Here is a 20870-nt window from a genome sequence, read left to right as displayed (position 1 = left end):
ATGGCCGTCACCGCAACGAAACCCGCCGCCCGCCCGTCGACGCCGCCGACGGCTCCCACGTCCCGGCCGGGCGCGGCCGCGGTGACGGCCGGGCTCGTCCTCCTGGTCGCCGTCCTCGCGGTCGTGGACATCGCCCAGGGCACGGCCGCCGTCGGACCGGCCGAGGTGTTCAGGGCCCTGACCGGGCGGGCCGACCCCGGCGACGCGTCCGTCGTCGTCGCGTCCCGGCTGCCGCGCATGACCGCCGGCCTCCTGGTCGGCGCCGTGCTCGGCGCCGCCGGCGCCGTGCTCCAGGCGGTCAGCCGCAATGTGCTCGCCTCGCCCGACACCCTCGCGGTGAACGCCGGTTCGTACCTGTCCCTCGGCCTGGTGGGCGCCACCGGCGTCTCGCTCCCGATGATCGCCTCCTCCGGTGTCGCCTTCGCGGGCGGCCTGGCGGCGGCGGCCGTCGTGCTCGGCCTGTCCGGCCTCGGCACGGGCACCGTACGGCTCGTGCTGGCCGGCACCGCGCTGATGCTGGGCCTGAACTCCGTCACCGAGGGGCTGCTCCTGCTGTTCCCCGAACAGACGGAGGGCCTGTACCAGTGGAACCAGGGCAGCATCGCGCAGAACGGCTTCGACGGCGTCCTCCAGATGCTGCCGGTCGCCGTGACCGGCCTGGCCGGACTGATGCTGACGGCTCGACGGGTGGACGCGCTCGCCCTCGGCGACGACGCCGCACGCGGCGTGGGCGTCCCGGTGCGCGCCACCCGCGTCACGGTCGTCGTCCTGGCGGCGCTGCTGTCCGCCGCGGCGGTCACCCTGGCCGGCCCCATCGGCTTCGTCGGCCTGGCCGCGCCCGCCCTGGTGCGCCCGCTCGCCCGTCGGTTCCGCGGGTACGCGCGCTCCCGTGCGGCCCTGCCGGCCGCCGCGCTCACCGGCGCGGCCCTGGTGCTCGGGTCGGACGTGCTGCTGCGGTCGCTGGTGCGGGACGACCTGTCGGTGGCCGTGCCCACCGGTGTCGTCACGAGTCTGGTCGGCGCCGTGTTCCTGGTCGTGATGGCGCTTCGGCTGCGGGACGCCGCGGGGGCCGGTGCGCCGGACCGGCTGCGCATCCCGGGCCGGGCGGTGTTCCTCGCCACGGTGGCCGTCCTCGTGGCCGTCCTGGCCGGTCTGGTCGTGGCTGCCGTGCTGGTGGGCGACAGCAAGCTGCTGCTCGGTGACGTCGTCAACTGGGCGCAGGGGAACGCCGGGCGGACCGTCTCGTTCGTCCTGGACACCCGGGTGCCGCGGGTGCTCGCCGCGCTGTGCGCGGGTGGGGCGCTCGCCCTGTCGGGCACGCTGGTGCAGGCAGTCACCCGCAATCCGCTGGCCGAGCCGAGCGTCCTGGGCGTCTCCGGCGGGGCCGCGCTGGGTGCCGTGCTCCTGGTGACGACCGCGCCCGTCGCCGGCGGGTGGGCCGTCGCCGGTGCCGCGTTCGCGGGGGCCGGTGTCACCGCGGTCGTCGTCTTCGGGCTCGCCGCGCGGGGCGGTTTCCAGCAGAACCGGCTGGTCCTCGTCGGCATCGGCGTCGCCGCCGCGACGACGGCGCTGATCAGCCTTCTGATCGTCCTCACCGACCCGTTCAACGCCACCAAGGCGCTGACCTGGCTGTCGGGTTCCACCTACGGCCGCACCCTGCCGGACGTGCTGCCGGTCGCCCTGGTGCTGGCCGTGGGCGCGGTCGTGGCCGTGGCCCGGCGCACCGAGCTGGACCTGCTCTCCCTGGACGAGGACACGCCCCGGCTGCTGGGCCTGTCGCTGGGGCCGGGCCGCCTCGGCTTCCTGGTGCTGAGCGTGCTGCTCAGCGCCACCGCCGTGGCCTGTGCCGGCACCATCGGCTTCGTGGGCCTGGTGGCACCGCACGCGGCACGCGCGCTGGTGGGCCGGCGGCACGTGCGGGTCGTCCCGGTGGCGATGCTGCTGGGTGCCGCGCTCGTGTGCACGGCCGACCTGCTGGGCCGCACGGTGATCGCTCCGGCCCAGCTCGGGGCGGGGCTCATGACGGCGGTGATCGGAACGCCGTACTTCCTGTACCTGCTGGTGCGCAGCAGGCGGTAGCGGGCCGGGTGAGCGGGACGCAGGTGTGCGGGAGGGACGGCCGCCGCCGGGCACGGTGAGCGAGTCCGCCCGGAGCGGGCTCGTGGCGAAAATCCCCGGCACCCGGGAGTGGAGGGGCCGGCACCGGATTCGGGTGCCGGCCCCTCCGCTTGCGGTCGGCCTGGACCGCGGGCCGCGGCGCCCGGGCGTTCTCCGGCCGGGTGAGCGTTGTGAGACGAAGTGTCAAGTTACTGAACCGTAACCAGCCGACTGCTACCCACGGTAACCCGCGTCCGGTTACGGTCCCGACACCCCACAGGAGCAGCGCGACCACGGCCCCTGCCCCACCGGACCGGCGGACGACCGGCCCGGTCCTTCCCCAGGAGGTACGCCATGCCCTCACGCCCCCGCATGCTCGCCGCGGCCGTCGCCGCGGCTCTCGCGCTCGGCGCCCAGGCCGTCCCGGCCGCCGCCACCGACGGTCCCGCCGCGGTGGTGTCCCGCGGTGTCGAGATCCCTGCCTTCTACACCCCGCCGTCCACGCTGCCCGACGCCGACGGCACCCTGATCCGCAGCGAGCCGCTCCGCCTCGCCCTGAGCCTGCCCAGCATCGGCGGACCGCTGCCGGGACGGGCGACCCGCCTGATGTACAAGTCCACGGACGCGAACGGCGAGCCGGTCGCCGTCACCGGCGCCTACATCGAGCCGGCGGCCCGGCACGGCGACGGGCCGCGACCGCTGGTCGTGGTCGCCCCCGGCACCATGGGTCAGGGCGACCAGTGCGCCGCGTCGATGGGCCTGGAACACCCGCTGCAACTCAACGGCGAGACGGTCTCGGTCGGCTACGAGGACCTGTCGGTCTACCGGCTGCTGGCGCGCGGCGTCGCGGTCGTCGTCACGGACTACGCGGGCCTCGGCACCACCGACCGGCTGCACACCTACGTCAACCGCGTGGACGAGGCCCATGCGGTGCTGGACGCGGTACGCGCGGCGCGTGCCCTGGACTCCGCGTCGGTCACCGCCGACTCACCCGTGGGCCTGTTCGGCTACAGCCAGGGCGGCGGGGCGACGGCCGCCGCGGCCGAACTCCAGCCGTCCTACGCCCCGGACGTCGAGCTGGCCGGCACCTACGCGGGCGCACCACCCGCCGACCTGGCGAAGGTGACCGAGGCGATCGACGGCAGCGACCTCGCGGGCGCGCTGGGCTGGTCGCTCAACGGCTTCCTCCAGAGCGACCCGTCGCTGCGGCCCATCGCCGACCGGTACGTCAACACGGCGGGCCAGAAGGCGCTGGAGGACCTGTCCACCATGTGCATCGGCGACGCGCTCTTCTCCTACGGCGGCGACGAGAGCGCAGCCTGGACGAAGACCGGGCAGTCGCTCGGCGACATCGTCCGGGCCGAGCCCGCGCTCCGGGCGTTCCTCGACAGGCAGCGCATCGGCACCTCGAAGCCCAGCGGTCCGGTGCGGGTGGCCACGGGCGTCAGCGACGACCTCGTCCCGCACGGGCAGGCCCGCCGGCTGGCCGTCGACTGGTGCCGCAGGGGCGGCCAGGTCACCTACGCACCGGTGCTGCTGCCGGGCGTCGGCAGCGGCCTGCTGAACCACGCCGCGCCGCTGCTCACCGACCAGGGCACGGCCATCTCGTGGCTCACCGACCGGCTGGACGGCAAACCGGCCGGCTCGAACTGCTGGACCATGCCCGCACAGCCCTGAGCGTCCCCGCACCCTCACCCGCGCACCCCGGACGACCGATCGCCGGGGTGCGCGCGCGTTCGCCCATGCGTTCGAGGCCGCAAACGGGAGTGGACGCCTTTCCGTGCTCGGGGAGCCGGGTCTCACCCGCACACCGGTGTGACCCGCGCGAACACGGGCAGCAGCTCTGGCATGCGCCGGACGATCATTGCGGCGCAGAATTCGCTCAGGCGAAACGTGGTGGAGCAACAGAAAGGCAGCAGCGTGACGGACGCCAAGCCTGACGGCCCGTCCGGCCCCCTCGGCCGGGTGAAGATGCCGAGCACGGTCGCGGCACTGCCGCACCAGGTGCGGGAGGAGCTGGCTCGCCGGCTCCGCCGCAACAAGCGGGCCTTCCGCGAGGAGGACGTCCAGGTCGTCGAGAAGCCCCTGCTCAAACGCGCGGTCGGCGCGTCGGCACTGGGCAACTGCATGGAGTGGTTCGACTTCGGTGTCTACAGCTACCTGGCGGCCACCATCGGCAAGGTGTTCTTCCCCGGTGCCTCCCCGGCCGCCCAGGTCATCTCGTCGTTCGCCACCTTCGCCGCGGCCTTCGTGGTGCGCCCGCTCGGCGGCCTCGTCTTCGGTCCCCTCGGGGACCGCGTCGGACGGCAGAAGGTGCTCGCCACCACCATGATCATGATGGCGGCCGGCACCTTCTCCATCGGCCTGATCCCCAGTTACGCCACCATCGGCATCGCGGCCCCGATCCTGCTGCTGCTCGCCCGGATGGTCCAGGGTTTCTCCACCGGCGGCGAGTACGGCGGGGCCACCACCTTCGTCGCCGAGTACTCACCCGACCGGCGGCGCGGGTTCCTCTCCAGCTGGCTCGACTTCGGCACCTTCGTCGGCTACGCCCTGGGGTCGGCCCTGGTCACCGCCCTGAACCTGTGGCTGAGCGACGCCCAGATGCTCTCCTGGGGCTGGCGGCTGCCGTTCCTGATCGCCGGTCCGCTCGGCGTGATCGGCCTGTACATGCGGCTCAAGCTGGAGGAGTCCCCGGCCTTCCAGCAGCAGCTCGACGAGCACGAGAAGAGCCTCGCCCAGGAGTCGGCGGGCAGCGAGTTCAAGACCATCGTGAAGGACCACTGGCGCCCGCTGCTGCTGTGCATGGGCATCGTGCTGCTCTACAACGTCACCAACTACATGGTCACCGGCTACCTGCCGACGTACCAGACCGAGACCCTGGACCGCTCCAGCAGTTTCGCCGACGTCCTGGTGCTGATCGGCATGCTGTGGATCGTCGTCCTGATCACCTTCCTCGGCCGGCTCAGCGACCACGTCGGGCGCCGTCCGCTCTACGCCGTCGGCGCCGCCGCGATGATCGTCCTCGCCGTGCCGGCGTTCCTGCTGCTGAAGTCGGACGGCACTGCGGCGCCCGTCCTCGGGGTCCTGATCCTGTCCACGCTGCTGGCCTGCTTCGCCGCCCCCAGCGCGGCCACCCTGCCCGCCCTGTTCCCCACCGCGGTCCGCTACGCGGCCATGGGCATCGGCTTCAACTTCGCCGTCGCCGCCTTCGGCGGCACCACGCCGCTGGTGACCGAGGCGCTGGTGAGCATCACCGGAGACGAGCTCATGCCCGCCTACTACCTGATGGCGGCCGGCGTCATCGGCCTGGTGACGGTGAGGTTCCTGCCGGAGAGCGCCCAGGTGCCGCTGCACGGCTCGCAGCCCATGGTCGGCTCCCAGCACGAACGGCGGGAGCTGATCAGCACGTCCAAGGACCTCTACAGCTTCTCCAAGGAGCGCTCCGCGAGCCGGTGATCCGGCCGGGTGCGACCGCGCCGGGCCGGCCGGGCGGCCAGGGCCCCCGACCCCACCGCCACCCCGGCGAAGACGAGGGCGCTGCCCGCGGCCTGCGCGGCACCGTAGGAACCGGTGCCGACCAGCGGGGCCGTGCAGGCGGCGGCGACCGGGATCAGGCCGGAGAACAGGGTGGCGCGCTCGGCCCCGATGCGCTGCATGCCCATGTACCAGCACACGAACCCGACGACGGTGACCACCGCCGCCTGCCACAGCAGCGCACTCGCCTCCACCGCGCCGGGCCGCCGCAGCCATCCGGCACCGTCGAGCAGCACGCCGGCGAGCGCGGACTCGACGGCGGCGATCCCGCACACCACCGTGGACAGCAGCCGCGGGCCCAGGGGACGCAGGACGGGCACGGCGAGCACGGCGAACCCGACCTCGCCGGCCAGGGCGCACACCGAGAAGGCGATGCCCGCGCCGTCGGTGCGCCCCCAGCCCTGGACGGTGAACGCCCCGACGGCCACGAAGGACGCCCCGTACAGCACGCCCCGCTGCGGCCGGCGCCCCTCCAGCAGGGGGACGAGCACGGCCACGACCACGGGCGCGCAGCCGACGAAGACACCGGGGACCGCCGGTTCGGCGGTGCGTTCGGCGGCGAGGACGGCCAGGTTGAAACCGACCATGCCGACGGCCGCGAGCAGGGCCAGCCGGAGCCACCGGGCGGCCCCGAGCGTGCGCAGCCGGGCCGTGGCACCCGGGCCGACTAGCGGGACGAGCAGCAGGAAGGCCAGGCCGTAGCGCAGGAACTGGCCGCCCGCGTAGGGATAGTCGCCGAGCAGGCTGTTGGCGGTGAAGGAGCCTCCGACGAGGACACAGGCGAGCGCGGCGAGCAGGGCCCCGCGCGTGGTGGTGGCGTTCATGGCCTCGACGTTAGGAAGCGGGGCGGTCCGTCACGAGGTCCACTTCCCGGGCGCCATCGGGGACCAATCCGAGCGGGGCGGCGCCGGCACCGGGGACTACGCTCCCCCGGCACCCTCCTCCGGGTCGCGGTCCGAGGCCGGCCACACGTAGGGCAGATCGTCCGGAACGCCCGGGAACGCTCCGGCGTAGACGTCAGGGTCCTTGCGCACCAGGGCCGAACGGTGGCTGCGGTGGAAGGCGTCGTCGCCGAGCCAGGGCGGCAGCTCCCCGGCGGCGGCCAGCTCCGGCTGGTCGCGCACCGCGGTGCCGGGGTGGGAGGCGGCGAGCCCGGCGACGAGCTGGGCGGCGCAGCTGTCCTGGTGTCCCTGCTCCCGCCAGACCCGGCAGATCTCCAGGCCGTAGCGGACCAGGGCCTCCTCGTAGCCGGTCCACATCCGCACCGCCGGGTGCCGGCGCCAGCCGTAGCCGGGCACGGTGAGGCCGCGCAGCACCTGGAGCGCCTCGACCCGCTGCTTGCCCAGCCGGCGGCGGTCCAGGGCGAGCGCCGACTCCCGGAAGCCGGGGTGCGGCAGGAAGGTCTGCATGACGGTCCTCCTCCGGTTCGGCCGGGGAACAGACGCGGCGACGCGGGTCCCGGCGTCGTTGGGCCGGCGCCGGGCAGGACCGGACCCCCGTGCCGGACCGCACGGCGCTACTCCCGGGACTCCCCCGCCGCGCGGTCGGCCCGGCCGCCCGCCCCGAGCGGGCCGGTGGCGTTCATGTCGCCCGCGGCCTCCAGCCCGGGCAGTTCACGGCGGGACACCCGCATGACCGCGGCCGGCAGGGCGGGGCGTGCCAGCTGCGCGAGCCGCAGCCACGCGGGTACGTACACGGCCGTGCTCCGGCGTTCCACGGCGCGCACCAGGCGGGCGGCGACGAAGCCGGCGGGGTAGGTGCGCCGGGCCGGGGGCGGCATGTGGGCGCGCAGCTCGCGCAGGACGGCGTACCGGTCGGCGTCGCGGATCATGTCGGTGTCGATCCAGTTGAGGTAGGCGAGGCCCACGGCGACCCCGTGGTGCGCCACCTCGGCGCGCAGGGCATGGGTGAAGGCCTCGACGCCCGCCTTGGACGCGCAGTAGGCGCTCATCATGGGGGCGGCGCCGAGCGAAGCGGTGGAGGCGATCTGGAGGTGGTAACCGGACGTCCGGAACAGGTCTGGCAGGAAGGCGCGCGTGGTCTGGGCGCTGCCCGTCAGGTTCACGTCGATGACGCGGCGCCACTCGTCCGGGTCGGAGCCGGCGAACGGCCCGCCCTCGGCGATGCCGGCGTTGGCCACCACGACCGACGGCGGTCCGAGCCGGGAGCGGACCTCGTGCGCCGCGGTGTCCAGCGCGGCCGCGTCGGTGACGTCGACCTCCAGAGCGAGCGCCGGGCCCGGCAGGGCCGCCGCCACGGCGTCCAGGCGGGACTTCTCGTGGCCGAGCAGCGCGAGCCGGGCGCCCCGGCGGGCGCACTCCCCGGCCAGCGCGGCGCCCAGTCCGCGTGCGGCACCGGTCACCACGACGGTGCGGTCGAACAGCGGGCTTCCGGTCACCGGTCGTCCCCTCCTCCGTGTCGCCGGGGTGGTCATCGTCTGTCTCCGGTGCGGTCGCGGCGGGTCAGCACGCGCTGGACCCGGCTGAGGCCGGCGAGCCGGTGCTGGCGCAGCGCGGCACGGGCGGCGTTGGCGCCGGGCGCGCCGTGCACGCCGCCTCCCGGATGCGCTCCGGCGGAGGCGAGGTAGAGGCCGGTGACCGGGGTCTCCGGCCGCCCGGTGCCGGGCACGGGCCGGAAGAAGAGCTGCTGGTGCATGGCCGTGGTGCCGCCGTTGATGGCGCCGCCGTGGAGGTTGGCGTCCATCGACTGCAGGGTCGGCGGGGCCAGGATGCGGCGGGCCCGGATCAGGGAGCGGAAGCCGGGGGCGAAGCGCTCCACCTGGCGCTCGACCCGGTCGGCCATGAGTTCCTGCTCCTTGGCGTCCCAGCTGCCGCCGATGCCCTCGTCGCCGGCGTCGCCCCGGATGTCCTGCGGGACGTGGGTGTACGCCCACGCGGACTCGGTGCCGTCCGGTGAGCGGGAGGAGTCGGTGGTCGTCATCTGCCCGAACAGCGCGAAGGGGCGGTCGGGGACCTGCCTCATGGCGATCTGGGCGGCGAAACGGGTCAGTTCGTCGAGACCGTCGGACAGGTGCACGGTCCCGGCCCCCGCCGCCTGGGCGCACTGCCAGGGCACGGGGCCGTCCAGGGCCCAGTCCACCTTGAAGGTGGCGAAGTCCCACTGGAAGCGTTCGAGGTCGGCGAGGACCTGGCCGGGCAGGTCCGCCGGGTCGACGAGGGTCCCGTACAGGGCGGGCACGGACACGTCCGCGAGGACGGCACGCCGGGCGGCGACCGTCTCCCCGCCGGCGGTGCGCACGCCGACCGCCCGCCGGTCGCGGACGACGACGCGGTCGACGCGCTGCCCGCAGCGCAGGGTGCCGCCGAGGGAGCGCAGCCGGCGCACGAGCGCCTCGGTGAGGGCGCCGGAGCCGCCGATCGGCACGGGGAAGCCGTAGGTCTGGCCGAGCATCGACATCAGCCAGCCGAAGCCGCCGCTTCCCGCGGCCTCGGGCGCGAGGTCCGCGTGCAGGGCGTTGCCCGCCAGGAGGAGTCTGCCGCCCTCGCCGCGGAACTCCTCCTCGCCCAGGCGGCGCACCGGCAGCACCAGGGTGCGGGCCAGTCGCAGCCCGCCCGCGCCGCGCAGCCGCAGCGCCAGCCGGGCGGCGGCCTTCACGGGCGGGAAGGGCGTGAACAGGGCGTCGAGGATGTCGGCCCGGTAGCGGTCCCAGACGGCGTGCAGGCGGTGCCAGGCGGCGCCGTCTCCGGACGCGAAGACGTCCAGGGAGGCGGCGGTGGTGCCGACGTCGCGGTCGAGGACCGCGCACGTGCCGTCGGTCAGGGGGTGGGCGAGCACGTGGGGCGCGTGGGCCCAGCGCAGCCCGTGCTTCTCCAGCCGCAGTCCGGCCAGCACCGGGGAGGCCGCGGCGAGCGGGTAGAAGGAGCTGAACAGGTCGTTGACGAAGCCGGGGGCCACCTCGCTGTCGTGGCGCACGGCACCGCCCGGTTCGGGCTGCTCCTCCAGGACCTCCACGGTCCAGCCCTCGTCCGCAAGGAGGTTGGCCGCGACCAGCCCGTTGGGGCCGGCGCCGATCACGACGGCGTCAGGCACGGCCGGCTCCCGGTTCGGGCGCCGGAGCCGGGTCCGGCCGGCGCTGCTCACCGGCTCCGTCCTCGCAGAGCCTGGCCAGCCGGGCCAGCATGGCCCGGTGCCTGAGCTGGATCAGCGCTTCGACGCCCATGTTGTGCAGCAGTCCGCCGGTGCCGCGCAGGGGGTGTTCGTCCACGATCACCAGGCACTGCTCGCCCCAGGGGCGGAGCTCGATCGCGATCCGTGCCGTGCCGAGCGGCCCGGCGATCGCCTCGAGCTCCAGCGCGGAATTCTCCTCGCAGCGTCTGACGACCGTCTCGTTGCGCAAGGTGAGCGGCCCGACGGACACCTCGTAGGTGATCGCCGCGCCGACCTGCGGCCACTGTCCCCGCTTGGGGGCGGAGGACGACGTGCCCACGACCCAGTCCGCGTATCGGGTGCCGTCCGCGAGGACCTCCCACACCGCCTGCGGGGTCGTCTTGATCAACCGATGCCGAACCGCCACGCACGCCTCCACGTCCGAAACTTGGCAGGACTCAGCACTGAGTGCCCCGTCCTCGAGGGGCCAACCAGGGCCGACGGGGGCGGCACGGAAAACGGTCTGCATTGGCATGGACCTGATAAGAAGACGTGGCTAAGCTCGAGACAACCCGTTGAGAGCGCTCTCAGACCGCGGTTGTTCCACCCCCACCTCGCTGGAACGACGAAGGGCACCCCTGTGAGACGCAACAGACTCAGGAACTGCGGACTGGCCACCCTCCTCGTCCTCGGCGGCTGGACCGCGGCGGGCACGCTGCCGGCCGCGGCGACCGGCTCGCCCGCCGGCTCCCCCACCGCCTCGGCCGGTCTCCTCCAGGCCATGCAGCGGGACTTCGGCCTCACCCGCGCCCAGGCCGAGGACCGGCTCGCGGCGGAACGGCACGCCACCGACATCGCCCCCACCGCACAGCGCGCCGCCGGTGACGCCTTCGGCGGCTCGTGGTTCGACGCCGGCCGCGGGCGGCTGACCGTGGCGGTCACCTCGGACGCCTCACCGGCCACGGTCCGCGCCGTCCGCTCCACCGGCGCCGAGGTCCGCACCGTCGAGTACAGCGCGCGGCAGCTCGACGCCACCAAGCGGCGCGTCGACCGGCTGGACGCCCCCGCGGGCGTCAGCGGCTGGCACGTCGACCCGGCCGCCGGCGCGGTGGTCGTCGACGTCGTCGGTGGTGAACGCGCCGACAACGATGTCCTCCGCTTCGTGACCCGGGCCCGCGCGGCCGGCCCGGTGACCGTGCGGACGGTGCCGTCCGCCCCGCGGACCTTCGCGGCGGGCACGGTCGGCGGCGACCCGTACTACACCGGCAACGTCCGCTGCTCCATCGGCTTCTCGGTGCACGGCGGGTTCGTCACCGCCGGACACTGCGGCGGGGCCGGCGCCGGAGTCAGCGGCTGGGACCGGTCGTACGTCGGCACGTTCCAGGGCTCCTCGTTCCCGGACAACGACTACGCCTGGGTCAGTGTGGGCAGCGGCTGGTGGACGGTGCCGGTCGTCCTGGGCTGGGGCACGGTCCCCGACCAGCTGGTGCGCGGCTCGAACGAGGCACCGGTCGGCGCCTCGGTGTGCCGCTCCGGCTCCACCTCCCACTGGCACTGCGGCACCGTGCTGGCCAAGAACGAGACGGTCAACTACAGCCAGGGCGCCGTGCACCAGATGACGAAGACGAGCGTCTGCGCCGAGCCCGGAGACTCGGGCGGCTCCTTCATCAGCGGCGACCAGGCGCAGGGCGTCACCTCCGGCGGCTGGGGCAACTGCTCCGGCGGCGGGGAGACCTGGTTCCAGCCGGTCAACGAGATCCTCGGACGCTACGGGCTCACCCTGCACACGGCCTGAGCGGACACAGCGGTACGAGCGCCCCGCCGGGCAGCCGGCGGGGCCTTCCCGCACCGGACGGATGCGCGCCGCACGCCGAGCGTCACATGTCGCCCGGTGCCGTCGTCCCGGGGCCGGGCCCCGCCGTGAGCCGGCGGTAGGCGGCGCGGGCGTGGACCAGCCGCGCCAGGGCGGTCCCGACGAGGGCCGCGCCGAAGAGGCAGGCGAGCCAGAGCGCGTCCCGGCGTCCGGCCCAGGTGAGCACACCGGCGGGCGGTATCGCGAAACCGTTGAGGGACAGCCAGCACAGGACCGCCGTGCCCGGGGCGGCGGTGAACCGGGCGCACAGCCCGAGCAGGGCCGCCAGGAGGGAGAGCACGGCCAGCGCGAGTCCGGGGCGCCCGGAGCCCACGGTGCCGTTGAGCAGTGCCACCAGGACGAGCGCGCCGGCGAAGGCTCCCGCCCACACCAGCGGGGCCGCGACGGGCCGGGGAACGGGTCTGGCACCGCTGCCCAGGGGGACCCACTCGATCATGCTCACGGCTCCTTCCGCTCCCGGACGGCCACGGCCACGACGCCGCCCCGCGGGCAGATTGTCCCACCGGGGCAGGGGGCGAGCCGAGGGCCGGGGGTGGTCCGGCCCTCGGCGCACCGACGCGGACCCCCTGTCGGCCGTCCATCGGCCGGGGCCGGTGGGGGCTGGTCGCCCAGTTCCCCGCGCCTCGTCACGTGCGCCGGACCGTGCGCCGGTGTGTGGTGGCCGCCGGTGCCCGAGCCGTCGGCAGCGGAGCGGTGGTGGGCGACGAGCGGTCAGGAACGACACCGGGCACCGAGTTGAGCCGGTCTCTCTCTCCCCCCCGGTCGCCGGCCCCCGGCTCCCTACCGTTCGGCGTCCGCGTGCGCCGGAACCGCTGCGGCGTCGTCGGCCGCCGCGTCCCCTTCAGGCCGGCCCGGCACCGGACGTTCCCGGGCCCGGCCGCCCGGCAGCAGCCGCCGCCCGGCGCGGAGGGCGCCGGCGAGGACGGACGCCCGTCCCGCGACGACGGGGCCGAGGACGGCGAGGACGAGGACGTAGCCGGCGATGAAGGGGGCGAGCCGTCCGTCGAGTCCCGCGCCGGCGGCCATGGCCGCCAGGATCAGGGCGAACTCCCCGCGCGCCACCAGGGTGGTGGCGATCTCCGCCGCCGGTTCGGAGCCGTAGCCGTACACGCGGGCCACGCACAGTCCGGCGACGACGTTCATGACGAGGGTCAGCGCCGTGGCCACGGCGACCGGCCCGGCGACGGAGGCGAGATCGCCGGGGTCGATGGCCAGTCCGAAGGCGAAGAAGAAGATCGCCGCGAAGGCGTCGCGCAGCGGATGCACCAGTTCCCGGATCCGCGGTCCCGAGGGGGTGCCGGCCAGGATCAGACCCACCATGAAGGCGCCGATGGCGTCGGCGACGCCGAGGAGTTCGGAGATGCCGGCGACGAGAACGGCGGCGCCGAGGAAGCTGATGACGAGCAGTTCGTTGTCGCGGGTCTCGATCAGGCGTCCCACGAGCCGGGTGCCCCAGCGGGCCGCCGCCGCGAGCACCAGCAGGAACCCGAACGCCTTGCCGGCCTGCAGCACCGTGTCCGCGGCGCCGTGGGCGCCCGCTATCACCGGCTGGAGCGCGGCCAGGTACAGCGCGAGGAAGATGTCCTCCACCACGATGACGCCGAGGACGAGACGCGTCTCGGGGCGGCCGATGCGGCCCAGGTCGATGAGGATCTTGGTGACGATCGCGGAGGAGGAGATGCCGAGGACACCTGCGAGCACCAGCGCTTCCCGCACTCCCCAGCCCAGCGCGAAGCCGAAACCGAGGCCCGCGCCGACGTTGAGGAGCAGATAGATGCCGCCCGCGGTCAGCAGCCGCCGGCCGCCGCTCCTGAGGTCGTCGAGGTGGAATTCCAGCCCCAGGTAGAAGAGCAGCAGCACCAGTCCGAGCGCGGAGAGCATCTCGAAGTCGTGCGCGTCCTCGACCAGGACGAAGCCGGGCGTGTGGGGGCCGAGCAGGATGCCGGCCAGCATGAACAGGGGGATCGTCGGAAGTCCGATCCTGCCGCCGAGGCGGGCGAGGAACGCGGCGGCCAGAAAGGCGCCGCCCATGGCGAGCAGGGTGTCAGCGTGTCCCACGGGCCACCGCCTCGGGCCGCGTGGAGGGTCGGAAGGGCTTCGGTCGACGGTAAGTGATGCGCATTCTCCTTCGTGTGTGACGCGGTCGGCCGTCCTGCGCTCGCACGCCGTCGGCCGCCGGGTGGGGCGGCGCCGCACCCGGACCCGCGAGGTCGTGGACGGGGCGACGAGGGGGGCACCGGCCGGTACCGGCCCGGTGCTTCGGGCGCCCGCCGGGGTACGCCTCCGCCGGCGCCGTGCGCCTCGACGCCGGGCGTGGCCGGTGTTCCCGGACCGGGCAGCCGGCATCAGCCCCGAACGGGCGGCAGGGCCGGGCTCCCCCGTGGCGTCACCGGCCCCGGGCTTCCCGAGGGCGCGGCGCGGTTCCACGGTCACACGCACAGCCCCCGGGCGGCCATCGGGGACGGCACCCACATCCCGCGGTGGCCGACACCCATCGCGGCCGCCGCACATCCGCACTGCCTCGGTGCGGTGCGCGGCGGCAGGCGGCACCGCGCCGAGGGGTGTGCCGCGGCCGGCTCGGGGCTCCCGCGTCCGGTACACCCGCCGTGCCGGACGCGGGATTCCGCGCGTCCGGCACGGCCCGCGCCTTCCCTGGCCGGGGGCCGTGCACCACGCGATGCGCGTGGTCGTCGGAGCACCCCCCAACCCGGCCACAAGCCGCCCGCCCCGCCGCGGGATGCGGCGGGGCGGGCGAGGTTGCGGACGGTACGTCAGCACGGTGCAGCTGTCATCAGCCTCTCGAACGAAGCCATGCAGTCAGGGCAGTGACGCGCCCTTTCACCGTCGGATGCCTCGATACGCTCGCGAAGCTTCTGTCCGCACAGTGTGGCCGCGGCCTGTTTGGCCATCACGTGCCACACCAAAGCTCCGCCCGTCTTCTCCGGGCCCACGCACATTTCGTACATGACCGGCCTCCCAGCCTGGACGCCGCTGACACACTCCAGGAGACACCGGATCGGCGGACACCAGTAGCGTGCGGAGGCCATTCGGGTGACGCCCGGTTCGCCCCTCAGGACCTACGAGGCACCCGGACGGCTACAAACGATCAGCCGATCGGCCCCACACCGGTGGGTGTCTGACATGACGTCGACGCAGCCGGACAGGCCTCGCGGTGCTCGTCCGACGGCGACCCCTGCCGGCGCCGGTTCCGCCCGGTGGAAGCGGCCCGGCACGCACCGGCGGTGCGCGAACGGGTGACGGCACGCCAGGGGCGCATACGTGCCCGGGTGAACGCCGGAGCCAGGGGTACCCCCCGCTTCCACGAGGATCCGGACCGGCCGGGTCCGACGAGTACGCCCGGACAGGAGCACGCCGATGTCCTCGTCCCCCGACGACAGTCTGCGGATCCACTTCATCGGCAACGCCACCGTGCTGCTCCGGTACCGGGGGCTGCACCTGCTGACCGATCCGAACTTCCTCCACCGCGGGCAACGCGCCTACCTCGGCCACGGCCTCACCAGCCGCCGCCTGACGGAGCCCGCCCTCGACCCCCGCGATCTGCCGGAGCTGGACGCCGTACTGCTGTCCCATCTGCACGGCGACCACTGGGACCGGGTGGCCCGGCGGCGGCTGTCCCGGTCGCTGCCGATCGTCACCACCCCGCACGCCTCCCGCCGGCTCCAGGGCCTGCACGGGTTCCACCGGGCCGTGGGACTGCGCACCTGGCAGCAGGAGACCGTGCGGAAGGGGGACGTCCAGGCCCGCGTCACCGCGCTGCCCGGCCGCCACGCCGGCCATCCCGCGCTGCGGCGCCTGCTGCCGCCGGTGATGGGCAGCCTGCTGGAGTTCGGTCCGGCCGACGGGCCGCCGCAGCACCGGCTCTACGTGTCCGGAGACACGCTGCTCTTCGACGGCCTGGACGAGATCGCCCGCAGCTTCCCCGACCTGGACCTGGCGGTGCTGCACCTGGGCGGCACCACGCTGCCGGGCGGCTTCCTGGTGACCATGGACGGACGCCAGGGCGCGGAGCTGGCACGGCGCCTGAACCCCCGCCGGATCCTGCCGGTGCACTACGGCGACTACACGGTCTTCCGTTCACCGCTCGACGCCTTCCTCGCCGAGGCCGACCGCAGGGGGCTCGCGGACCGGATCGTGCACTGCCGGCACGGCCAGCACGCGACCTTCCGCCCGGGCGGAGGACCCCCCGTCGTGACGTGACGCGGGCACCGCCGGGGCCCTGGGACTTGTCAGGGACCCTTGCGCGCCGCTTCTCCCTACAGTGCCGAGTGCACGCCGACACCGTCCGGACAGCCGGGCGGCGCGGGGCTGCACTTCGGGACAGGGGGATTCACACATGACCGTTCGCCCGTTCACCAGGGTCGCGCTCGTCGGGGCCGGGGCGCTGGCACTGCTCGGCCCGCTCACCGCCACCTCCGCCCTCGCGGCCTCCGACGCCGGCCGGGGCGGCGACCGGGTCCTGGCCGCACCGTACGCGGTCGAGCCCTACGAGACCGTCAACGTCCGTTCCGGGCCCGCCCGTTCCTACGACAAGGTCGGCTCCGTCGCGGCCGGCCAGCCGCGCGGCGCGTACTGCTGGACCCACGGCGAGACCATCCGGGACAACGGCTACACCAACGACGTCTGGGTGAAGCTCGTCGAGGGCTACGTGAGCGTCGTCTACCTCAAGGGCGACGAGTACGGGGACCTGCCGGCCTCCGCGACCTGCTGACCGGCACGCCCGCCACCGGGCCCACCGGGCCCGCACGACCGATCACATGGGGGAACACATCATGGGGGACGCACACATGAAGCGACTGCTGCGCCGCTCCGCCACCGTGCTGGCGGCGGCCGCGCTCACCGCCGGGGCGCTCACCGCCACGGCCGAGGCCGCGCCGGCCGCGCCGAGCGGCGGCGATCCGGCACTCACGGACGTCTACGTCTGGGCCACCGACGTCAACCTGCGCGAGCAGCCGACCACTGCCTCCCACGTGCTGGCGGTCCGCTCGCACTACTGGCTGGACGCCGTCTGCCAGACGCGGGGGCAGTACGTCCACGACCCGGCCGTCGGCGGCAACAGCTGGTGGACCGCGGTGCAGGAGTTCGCGGGCAGTGACCTCGCCTGGGTGAACAACCTGTACCTGCGCGGCGGCGAGAAGATCGCCGGCGTGCCGGACTGCTGACGGGCGCCGGAGCACACCTGGGGCGGGCCGGGCCACCGGCCCGCCCCGCACGCGTCCGTACGGCTTGTCTCCGACGGTGGAGGTGGACAAGCCGGCCGCCCGGTCAGCCGGCCGCGTCGTCCGTGCGCAGCCGCACCTGTTCCTCCAGGCGCCGCAGGCTGGTGTCCAGGGCGTCGGCCACCGCCTGTCCGCCCGGGTCGTGGCTGCCGTCGAAGAACGACAGGTGCACGGTGACCTCGCTGGTCCCGGCGTCGAGTCCGGCGACCTGCAGCCAGCCGGCGTAACTGCCCTGGTCGCGGGTGCCCCACTCGAGCCGCATCTGCTCGGGCCGCGCGCTCAGCAGCGCGGAGGTGTCCTGGCCGCTGCCGTCCTCGTGGACGGTGACGGCGGGTGGTTCCTCCGCCTCCACGTGCAGCTCCCGCGGGAGCCAGGTGTCCAGCCGACCGACGTCCGCGGCCTGGTCGAAGACCTGCTCGGGCCGGGCGGGCACGGTGCGGGAACGCTCGTACTCGGTCATGGGGCACCACTCCTCGGCGCTCGTGGTCGTCCGACGGACCGCGTGCCCGGTCTGCGACGGCCGAAGCGTCGCGCGGACGGTGCGCCCGGCGCGCGCGCCGCGGTACGCGGTGCCAGACTGCTGCGCAGTGCGCCCGACCCGGCGGTCACTCGACGAGGGGAGACGAGGTGTCGACGTCTGAGGCGAGCGACGCGCTGCTGGACTTCCTCGCCGACCCGGCCCACCTGACGCTCGACCTGGCCACCGCCGTGGCCCGCTGTGCCAAGGCGCTCGGACTGCAGCACGCCGTGGTGTACCTCGTCGACCTCCAGCAGCGGCACCTCGTCCCGCAGACCGACGTGGCCTCGGCGCTCCCCGTCGACGGTTCCCTGGCGGGCTGGGCGTACCGCACGCAGGCGCTGCGGGTGGAGGAGTCCGCGGCGGGCGGCGTCACCGCCTGGTTCCCCCTGCTCGACGGCGCGGAACGCCTCGGCGTGCTGGCGGTGAACCAGACGGCGCTCACATCGGCCACGCTGACCCGGGGCAGGGCGCTCGCCTCCCTGCTGGCGATGATGATCACCTCGAAGCGGGCGTACGAGGACTCGTACGTGCGGCGCACCCGCACCGAGAGGATGCAGCTGCCCTCCGAGATGCTGCGCGCCTTCCTGCCACCACGCACCATCGGCAACGCCCAGGTCGTGTCGACGGCCGTCCTGGAGCCCGCCTACGAGATCGGCGGCGACGCCTTCGACCACTCGCTCACCGAGACGACGCTGCACGTCACGGTCCTGGACGCCATGGGGCACGACCTCGCCTCCGGACTCACCAGCGCGGTCTCGCTGGCGGCCTGCCGCAACGCCCGGCGCAGCGGCGCGGACCTGCCCGAGCTCGTGCAGTCCGTCGACGAGGCGCTCGGTCGCTGGCTGCCGGACAAGTTCTGCACGGCGGTCATCGCGCAGCTGGACCTGGCCACCGGGGTGCTGCGGTGGTCCAACTGCGGCCACCCGGCGCCCATCCTCATCCGCGACCACCGGCTGATCGTGGACGCCATGGAGCGCGACGCCGATCCGCCCATGGGCATGCCGTCCCTGCTCACCTCGCAGCCGCGCCGGATGCACGAGATCTCCCTGGAACCCGGGGACCGGGTGCTGATGTACACCGACGGCGTCATCGAGGCCCGGACCCGTGAGGCGAAACTGATGGGTCTCGAACGGTTCGCCGACTACGTCATCCGGGCCACGGCCGGCGGTGAGCTGGCGCCGGAGTCGATGCGCCACCTGATCCACTCGATCCTGGACGCGCAGGAGAACCGGTTGCGGGACGATGCCACACTCCTGATGTTCGAGTGGCGGCCCCAGGGCGAGTGACGCCCGCCCCGGTCCCCGCCGGTCACCTCACACGGCATGTCCCCGGTCCCGCAGCCAGCTCCGCACGGTCTCCTTGTCCGACGGACTGATGCGTACCGGCCCTTCGACGTACGGCCCCTCGTCCTCGGAGAAGCCGGTGTCGGTGATCCGCGCGGTGACCCAGGTGGCCAGGTCCTGCGCGGCCCGCTCCGGCAGGGTTCCACGCTCCCAGCCTTCGCGGGCCTCCCGGGCGGCGGCGGGGTCGTGCCGCCCGGTCTCCTCCAGCCATGCCGCCACCAGCCGTTCGACGGTCCGGCGGTCGGCGTCGTCCTGCTGCCGTCCCTGCTGCTCGTTCATGACGTGCGGGTGCCCGGGATCCGCCGGGCATTCCCGGGCAGGCGAGCGACAGGGCCTTCGTGTCGGTGGTGCCGCGCCGGGTACCCGCAACGCGATGACGACCGGTCCGGTCCGTGGAAGGCGACATCCCGGAGAGGGGACAACGATGACGCAGCCCGCCGACGATCACGTTCTCGATCGGCGCGCCGGTGTTTCCGCACTCCGCCCGGCGGCGGGGGACGCCCGGCCGGCCGGGCGTGACGAGGCACTCCGCGAGGAGCTCCCGGTCGACCGCAACCAGGCCATCCTCCAGGCCGCCAAGCAGGTGGGCTCGATCCTGAAGAAGGAGGGGCATCCGTTCGCCCTCGCCGGCAGCGTCGCCGTGTACGCGCACGGCGGCACCCAGAACCTCCAGCACGACGTCGACTTCTGCATCCGGCCCGACGACGCGGAGGCCGTCGCCCGCACCCTGCGCGAAGCGGGCCTGGAGGTGTACACGCCGCCCGAGGACTGGCTGCTGAAGGCCAACTGCCTCGGGCAGCAGGTCGACCTCATCTTCGAACTGGCTCACCAGCCGGTCACGGCGGACCTGCTCGACCGGGCCCAGGAACTCTCCGTCGACTCGGTGCTCATGCCGGTCCTGTCACCGACCGACCTGCTGCGCGGTCTGCTGGCCGCCTTCTCGGAACACCACTGCGACTTCGGAGCGGTGCTGCCCATCGCCCGCACGCTGCGGGAGAAGATCGACTGGGACGGGCTGCGCCGCGACTGCGGCGACGCGCCGATGCCCGCCGCGTTCTTCTTCATCCTCGAACGGCTGGAGATCATCTCCCCGGCCTCCCCCGCGAAGGAGGAGCACCGATGAGCGACCCCGTGGGACACCAGGGACCCGCCGCGAGCGGCCCCGTGCCCGCCGCCGGGAATGTCGAGTACCGCGTCGCCCACCTGCAGGACCGGCTCGCCGCGGAAGAGCTCGGCGAGCTCGGGGTGCGGGCCGAGATCCGGGCCGGGGCCGTCGCGGTCACCGGCACGGTGCCCTCCGCCCAGTGCCGCGAGACCCTGCTGCGCATCGTCCGCGAGGAGCTGGCGGGGCTCACCGTGCACAGCGACATCGTGGTGGCCGACACCACCCGCCCCGACCACGCCGAGGAGCTGTGATGATCCGCGTCGCCGCCGTCGGAGACATCCACATGGGCCTCGACAGCCAGGGACTGCTGCGGCCCGCCTTCGAGACCCTGCCCGACTGCGCGGACCTGCTGCTGCTCGCCGGGGACCTCACCCGGCACGGCACACCGGAGGAGGCCCGGGTGGTGGCCCAGGAGGTGCGCGGTCTGCCGGTGCCGGTGGTGGCCGTCCTCGGCAACCACGACCATCACGACGAACAGCCCGAGAAGGTCACCGCCATCCTCCAGGACGCCGGTGTGACGGTCCTGGAGGGCGGGGCGACGGTGGTGGAGTGCGCCGGGAACCGCGTCGGGATCGCCGGGACCAAGGGGTTCGGCGGCGGCTTCGTGGGGCGCAGCGCCGGTGAGTTCGGCGAGCCGGTCATGAAGGAGTTCGTGCGCACCACCCGCCGCTCCGCGGACAGCCTGCACGCCGCGCTCAAGGAGCTGGACGACCAGGGCTGCGCGGCGCGCGTCGCCCTGACGCACTTCTCCCCCGTGGCCGACACGCTGGCCGGTGAGCCGCCGGAGATCCACCCCTTCCTCGGCAGCTACCTGCTGGCCGAGGCGATCGACACGGCCGGCGCCGACCTCGCGGTCCACGGTCACGCGCACCTGGGCTCGGAACACGGCATGACGGCGGGCGGGGTGCGGGTGCGCAACGTGGCCCAGCCGGTGATCCGCCGGGCCTTCAACGTCTACCAACTGGGCGGGACCTGAGCACCCGCCCGCCCG

General features: G+C 74.3%; 20 protein-coding genes. 11 read left to right on the top strand and 9 right to left on the bottom strand.

Annotation, left to right across the window (positions count from 1 at the left end; genetic code table 11):
- The 3 genes from ACGF3H_RS16390 (at position 1) to ACGF3H_RS16380 (ending at position 5556) form a co-directional block, all read left to right on the top strand.
- Positions 1–2079: an iron ABC transporter permease gene (locus tag ACGF3H_RS16390; RefSeq protein WP_362497497.1), complete on the top strand. Its 2079-nt coding sequence runs from the start codon at positions 1–3 to the stop codon at positions 2077–2079.
- Between the two features lie 372 nt (positions 2080–2451).
- On the top strand, positions 2452–3774 hold the full coding sequence (locus tag ACGF3H_RS16385; RefSeq protein ID WP_362497494.1) for a lipase family protein: 1323 nt from the start codon (positions 2452–2454) through the stop codon (positions 3772–3774).
- A 294-nt stretch (positions 3775–4068) separates the two neighbouring features.
- A complete protein-coding gene (locus tag ACGF3H_RS16380) occupies positions 4069–5556 on the top strand; it encodes an MFS transporter (RefSeq protein ID WP_362497727.1) in 1488 nt (495 codons plus the stop codon).
- Here the strand turns inward: ACGF3H_RS16380 and ACGF3H_RS16375 are convergent.
- The 5 genes from ACGF3H_RS16375 to ACGF3H_RS16355 form a co-directional block, all read right to left on the bottom strand.
- On the bottom strand, positions 5520–6458 hold the full coding sequence (locus ACGF3H_RS16375) for a DMT family transporter (protein ID WP_362497491.1): 939 nt from the start codon (positions 6456–6458) through the stop codon (positions 5520–5522). The two genes, ACGF3H_RS16380 and ACGF3H_RS16375, sit on opposite strands and share 37 nt — an antisense overlap.
- A gap of 96 nt (positions 6459–6554) precedes the next feature.
- Positions 6555–7043, bottom strand: coding sequence for an MSMEG_6728 family protein (locus ACGF3H_RS16370; RefSeq protein ID WP_362497488.1), 489 nt, complete (start codon positions 7041–7043; stop codon positions 6555–6557).
- 107 nt (positions 7044–7150) lie between these two features.
- Positions 7151–8032 carry an SDR family oxidoreductase gene (locus ACGF3H_RS16365; protein WP_362497485.1) on the bottom strand — a complete coding sequence of 294 codons (882 nt, stop codon included), beginning with the start codon at positions 8030–8032 and terminating at the stop codon, positions 7151–7153.
- Between the two features lie 32 nt (positions 8033–8064).
- Positions 8065–9684 carry an NAD(P)/FAD-dependent oxidoreductase gene (locus ACGF3H_RS16360; protein WP_362497483.1) on the bottom strand — a complete coding sequence of 540 codons (1620 nt, stop codon included), beginning with the start codon at positions 9682–9684 and terminating at the stop codon, positions 8065–8067.
- Complete coding sequence (locus tag ACGF3H_RS16355; protein ID WP_362497481.1) at positions 9677–10168, bottom strand: SRPBCC family protein; 492 nt, start codon at positions 10166–10168, stop codon at positions 9677–9679. Before ACGF3H_RS16355 ends, ACGF3H_RS16360 begins: the two co-directional genes overlap by 8 nt.
- Positions 10169–10381: 213 nt before the next feature.
- On the opposite strand from ACGF3H_RS16355, the gene ACGF3H_RS16350 reads away from it, so the two are divergent.
- Positions 10382–11536 (top strand): S1 family peptidase, encoded by a 1155-nt coding sequence (locus ACGF3H_RS16350; RefSeq protein WP_362497478.1) that lies wholly within the window; start codon positions 10382–10384, stop codon positions 11534–11536.
- Positions 11537–11618: 82 nt separating this feature from the next.
- Here the strand turns inward: ACGF3H_RS16350 and ACGF3H_RS16345 are convergent, their stop codons facing one another.
- On the bottom strand, positions 11619–12050 hold the full coding sequence (locus tag ACGF3H_RS16345) for a hypothetical protein (RefSeq protein ID WP_362497476.1): 432 nt from the start codon (positions 12048–12050) through the stop codon (positions 11619–11621).
- Positions 12051–12394: 344 nt separating this feature from the next.
- Positions 12395–13672, bottom strand: a complete 1278-nt coding sequence (locus ACGF3H_RS16340) for a cation:proton antiporter (protein WP_362497473.1) — start codon at positions 13670–13672, stop codon at positions 12395–12397.
- 1317 nt (positions 13673–14989) lie between these two features.
- Between ACGF3H_RS16340 and ACGF3H_RS16335 the strand changes: the two genes are divergently transcribed.
- The 3 genes from ACGF3H_RS16335 (at position 14990) to ACGF3H_RS16325 (ending at position 16794) form a co-directional block, all read left to right on the top strand.
- Positions 14990–15832, top strand: coding sequence for an MBL fold metallo-hydrolase (locus ACGF3H_RS16335; protein ID WP_362497471.1), 843 nt, complete (start codon positions 14990–14992; stop codon positions 15830–15832).
- Positions 15833–15968: 136 nt separating this feature from the next.
- Positions 15969–16343 (top strand): SH3 domain-containing protein, encoded by a 375-nt coding sequence (locus ACGF3H_RS16330; protein WP_362497468.1) that lies wholly within the window; start codon positions 15969–15971, stop codon positions 16341–16343.
- 61 nt (positions 16344–16404) lie between these two features.
- A complete protein-coding gene (locus ACGF3H_RS16325) occupies positions 16405–16794 on the top strand; it encodes a peptidase M23 (protein WP_362497465.1) in 390 nt (129 codons plus the stop codon).
- A 103-nt stretch (positions 16795–16897) separates the two neighbouring features.
- On the opposite strand, the gene ACGF3H_RS16320 is transcribed toward ACGF3H_RS16325, so the two are convergent.
- Positions 16898–17311 (bottom strand): SRPBCC family protein, encoded by a 414-nt coding sequence (locus ACGF3H_RS16320; protein ID WP_362500533.1) that lies wholly within the window; start codon positions 17309–17311, stop codon positions 16898–16900.
- A 167-nt stretch (positions 17312–17478) separates the two neighbouring features.
- Here ACGF3H_RS16320 and ACGF3H_RS16315 point away from each other — a divergent pair, with 167 nt between their 5' ends.
- Positions 17479–18657: a PP2C family protein-serine/threonine phosphatase gene (locus tag ACGF3H_RS16315; protein WP_362500532.1), complete on the top strand. Its 1179-nt coding sequence runs from the start codon at positions 17479–17481 to the stop codon at positions 18655–18657.
- 27 nt (positions 18658–18684) lie between these two features.
- Here the strand turns inward: ACGF3H_RS16315 and ACGF3H_RS16310 are convergent, their stop codons facing one another.
- The gene (locus ACGF3H_RS16310) at positions 18685–18993 is read right to left on the bottom strand and encodes a hypothetical protein (protein ID WP_362500531.1); all 309 of its coding nucleotides are present in this window, start codon (positions 18991–18993) and stop codon (positions 18685–18687) included.
- 145 nt (positions 18994–19138) lie between these two features.
- On the opposite strand from ACGF3H_RS16310, the gene ACGF3H_RS16305 reads away from it, so the two are divergent.
- Genes ACGF3H_RS16305 through ACGF3H_RS16295 form a run of 3 tightly spaced genes read left to right on the top strand, consistent with a single transcriptional unit; the run spans position 19139 to position 20855 of the window.
- On the top strand, positions 19139–19837 hold the full coding sequence (locus ACGF3H_RS16305) for a nucleotidyltransferase family protein (RefSeq protein WP_362500530.1): 699 nt from the start codon (positions 19139–19141) through the stop codon (positions 19835–19837).
- Positions 19834–20130, top strand: a complete 297-nt coding sequence (locus tag ACGF3H_RS16300; protein WP_362500529.1) for a BON domain-containing protein — start codon at positions 19834–19836, stop codon at positions 20128–20130. The genes ACGF3H_RS16305 and ACGF3H_RS16300 overlap by 4 nt, the downstream gene beginning before the upstream one ends.
- The gene (locus ACGF3H_RS16295; protein WP_362500528.1) at positions 20130–20855 is read left to right on the top strand and encodes a metallophosphoesterase; all 726 of its coding nucleotides are present in this window, start codon (positions 20130–20132) and stop codon (positions 20853–20855) included. Before ACGF3H_RS16300 ends, ACGF3H_RS16295 begins: the two co-directional genes overlap by 1 nt.
- Positions 20856–20870: the final 15 nt, after the last annotated feature.

Source organism: Streptomyces sp. NPDC048185, assembly GCF_043202495.1.
GTDB lineage: Bacteria > Actinomycetota > Actinomycetes > Streptomycetales > Streptomycetaceae > Streptomyces.
The sequence above is the reverse complement of the archived record's forward strand: the minus strand, read 5'-3'. Positions and strand labels throughout refer to the sequence as shown.

What these genes read in the sequence shown, in the direction of transcription:
- ACGF3H_RS16310 (WP_362500531.1), bottom strand. Translation starts at nt 18,993, where the DNA reads ATGAACGAGCAGCAGGGACGGCAGCAGGACGACGCCGACCGCCGGACC.
- ACGF3H_RS16390 (WP_362497497.1), top strand. Translation starts at nt 1, where the DNA reads ATGGCCGTCACCGCAACGAAACCCGCCGCCCGCCCGTCGACGCCGCCG.
- ACGF3H_RS16335 (WP_362497471.1), top strand. Translation starts at nt 14,990, where the DNA reads ATGTCCTCGTCCCCCGACGACAGTCTGCGGATCCACTTCATCGGCAAC.
- ACGF3H_RS16375 (WP_362497491.1), bottom strand. Translation starts at nt 6,458, where the DNA reads ATGAACGCCACCACCACGCGCGGGGCCCTGCTCGCCGCGCTCGCCTGT.
- ACGF3H_RS16325 (WP_362497465.1), top strand. Translation starts at nt 16,405, where the DNA reads ATGGGGGACGCACACATGAAGCGACTGCTGCGCCGCTCCGCCACCGTG.
- ACGF3H_RS16300 (WP_362500529.1), top strand. Translation starts at nt 19,834, where the DNA reads ATGAGCGACCCCGTGGGACACCAGGGACCCGCCGCGAGCGGCCCCGTG.
- ACGF3H_RS16370 (WP_362497488.1), bottom strand. Translation starts at nt 7,043, where the DNA reads ATGCAGACCTTCCTGCCGCACCCCGGCTTCCGGGAGTCGGCGCTCGCC.
- ACGF3H_RS16380 (WP_362497727.1), top strand. Translation starts at nt 4,069, where the DNA reads ATGCCGAGCACGGTCGCGGCACTGCCGCACCAGGTGCGGGAGGAGCTG.
- ACGF3H_RS16345 (WP_362497476.1), bottom strand. Translation starts at nt 12,050, where the DNA reads ATGATCGAGTGGGTCCCCCTGGGCAGCGGTGCCAGACCCGTTCCCCGG.
- ACGF3H_RS16385 (WP_362497494.1), top strand. Translation starts at nt 2,452, where the DNA reads ATGCCCTCACGCCCCCGCATGCTCGCCGCGGCCGTCGCCGCGGCTCTC.
- ACGF3H_RS16295 (WP_362500528.1), top strand. Translation starts at nt 20,130, where the DNA reads ATGATCCGCGTCGCCGCCGTCGGAGACATCCACATGGGCCTCGACAGC.
- ACGF3H_RS16305 (WP_362500530.1), top strand. Translation starts at nt 19,139, where the DNA reads ATGACGCAGCCCGCCGACGATCACGTTCTCGATCGGCGCGCCGGTGTT.
- ACGF3H_RS16330 (WP_362497468.1), top strand. Translation starts at nt 15,969, where the DNA reads ATGACCGTTCGCCCGTTCACCAGGGTCGCGCTCGTCGGGGCCGGGGCG.
- ACGF3H_RS16320 (WP_362500533.1), bottom strand. Translation starts at nt 17,311, where the DNA reads ATGACCGAGTACGAGCGTTCCCGCACCGTGCCCGCCCGGCCCGAGCAG.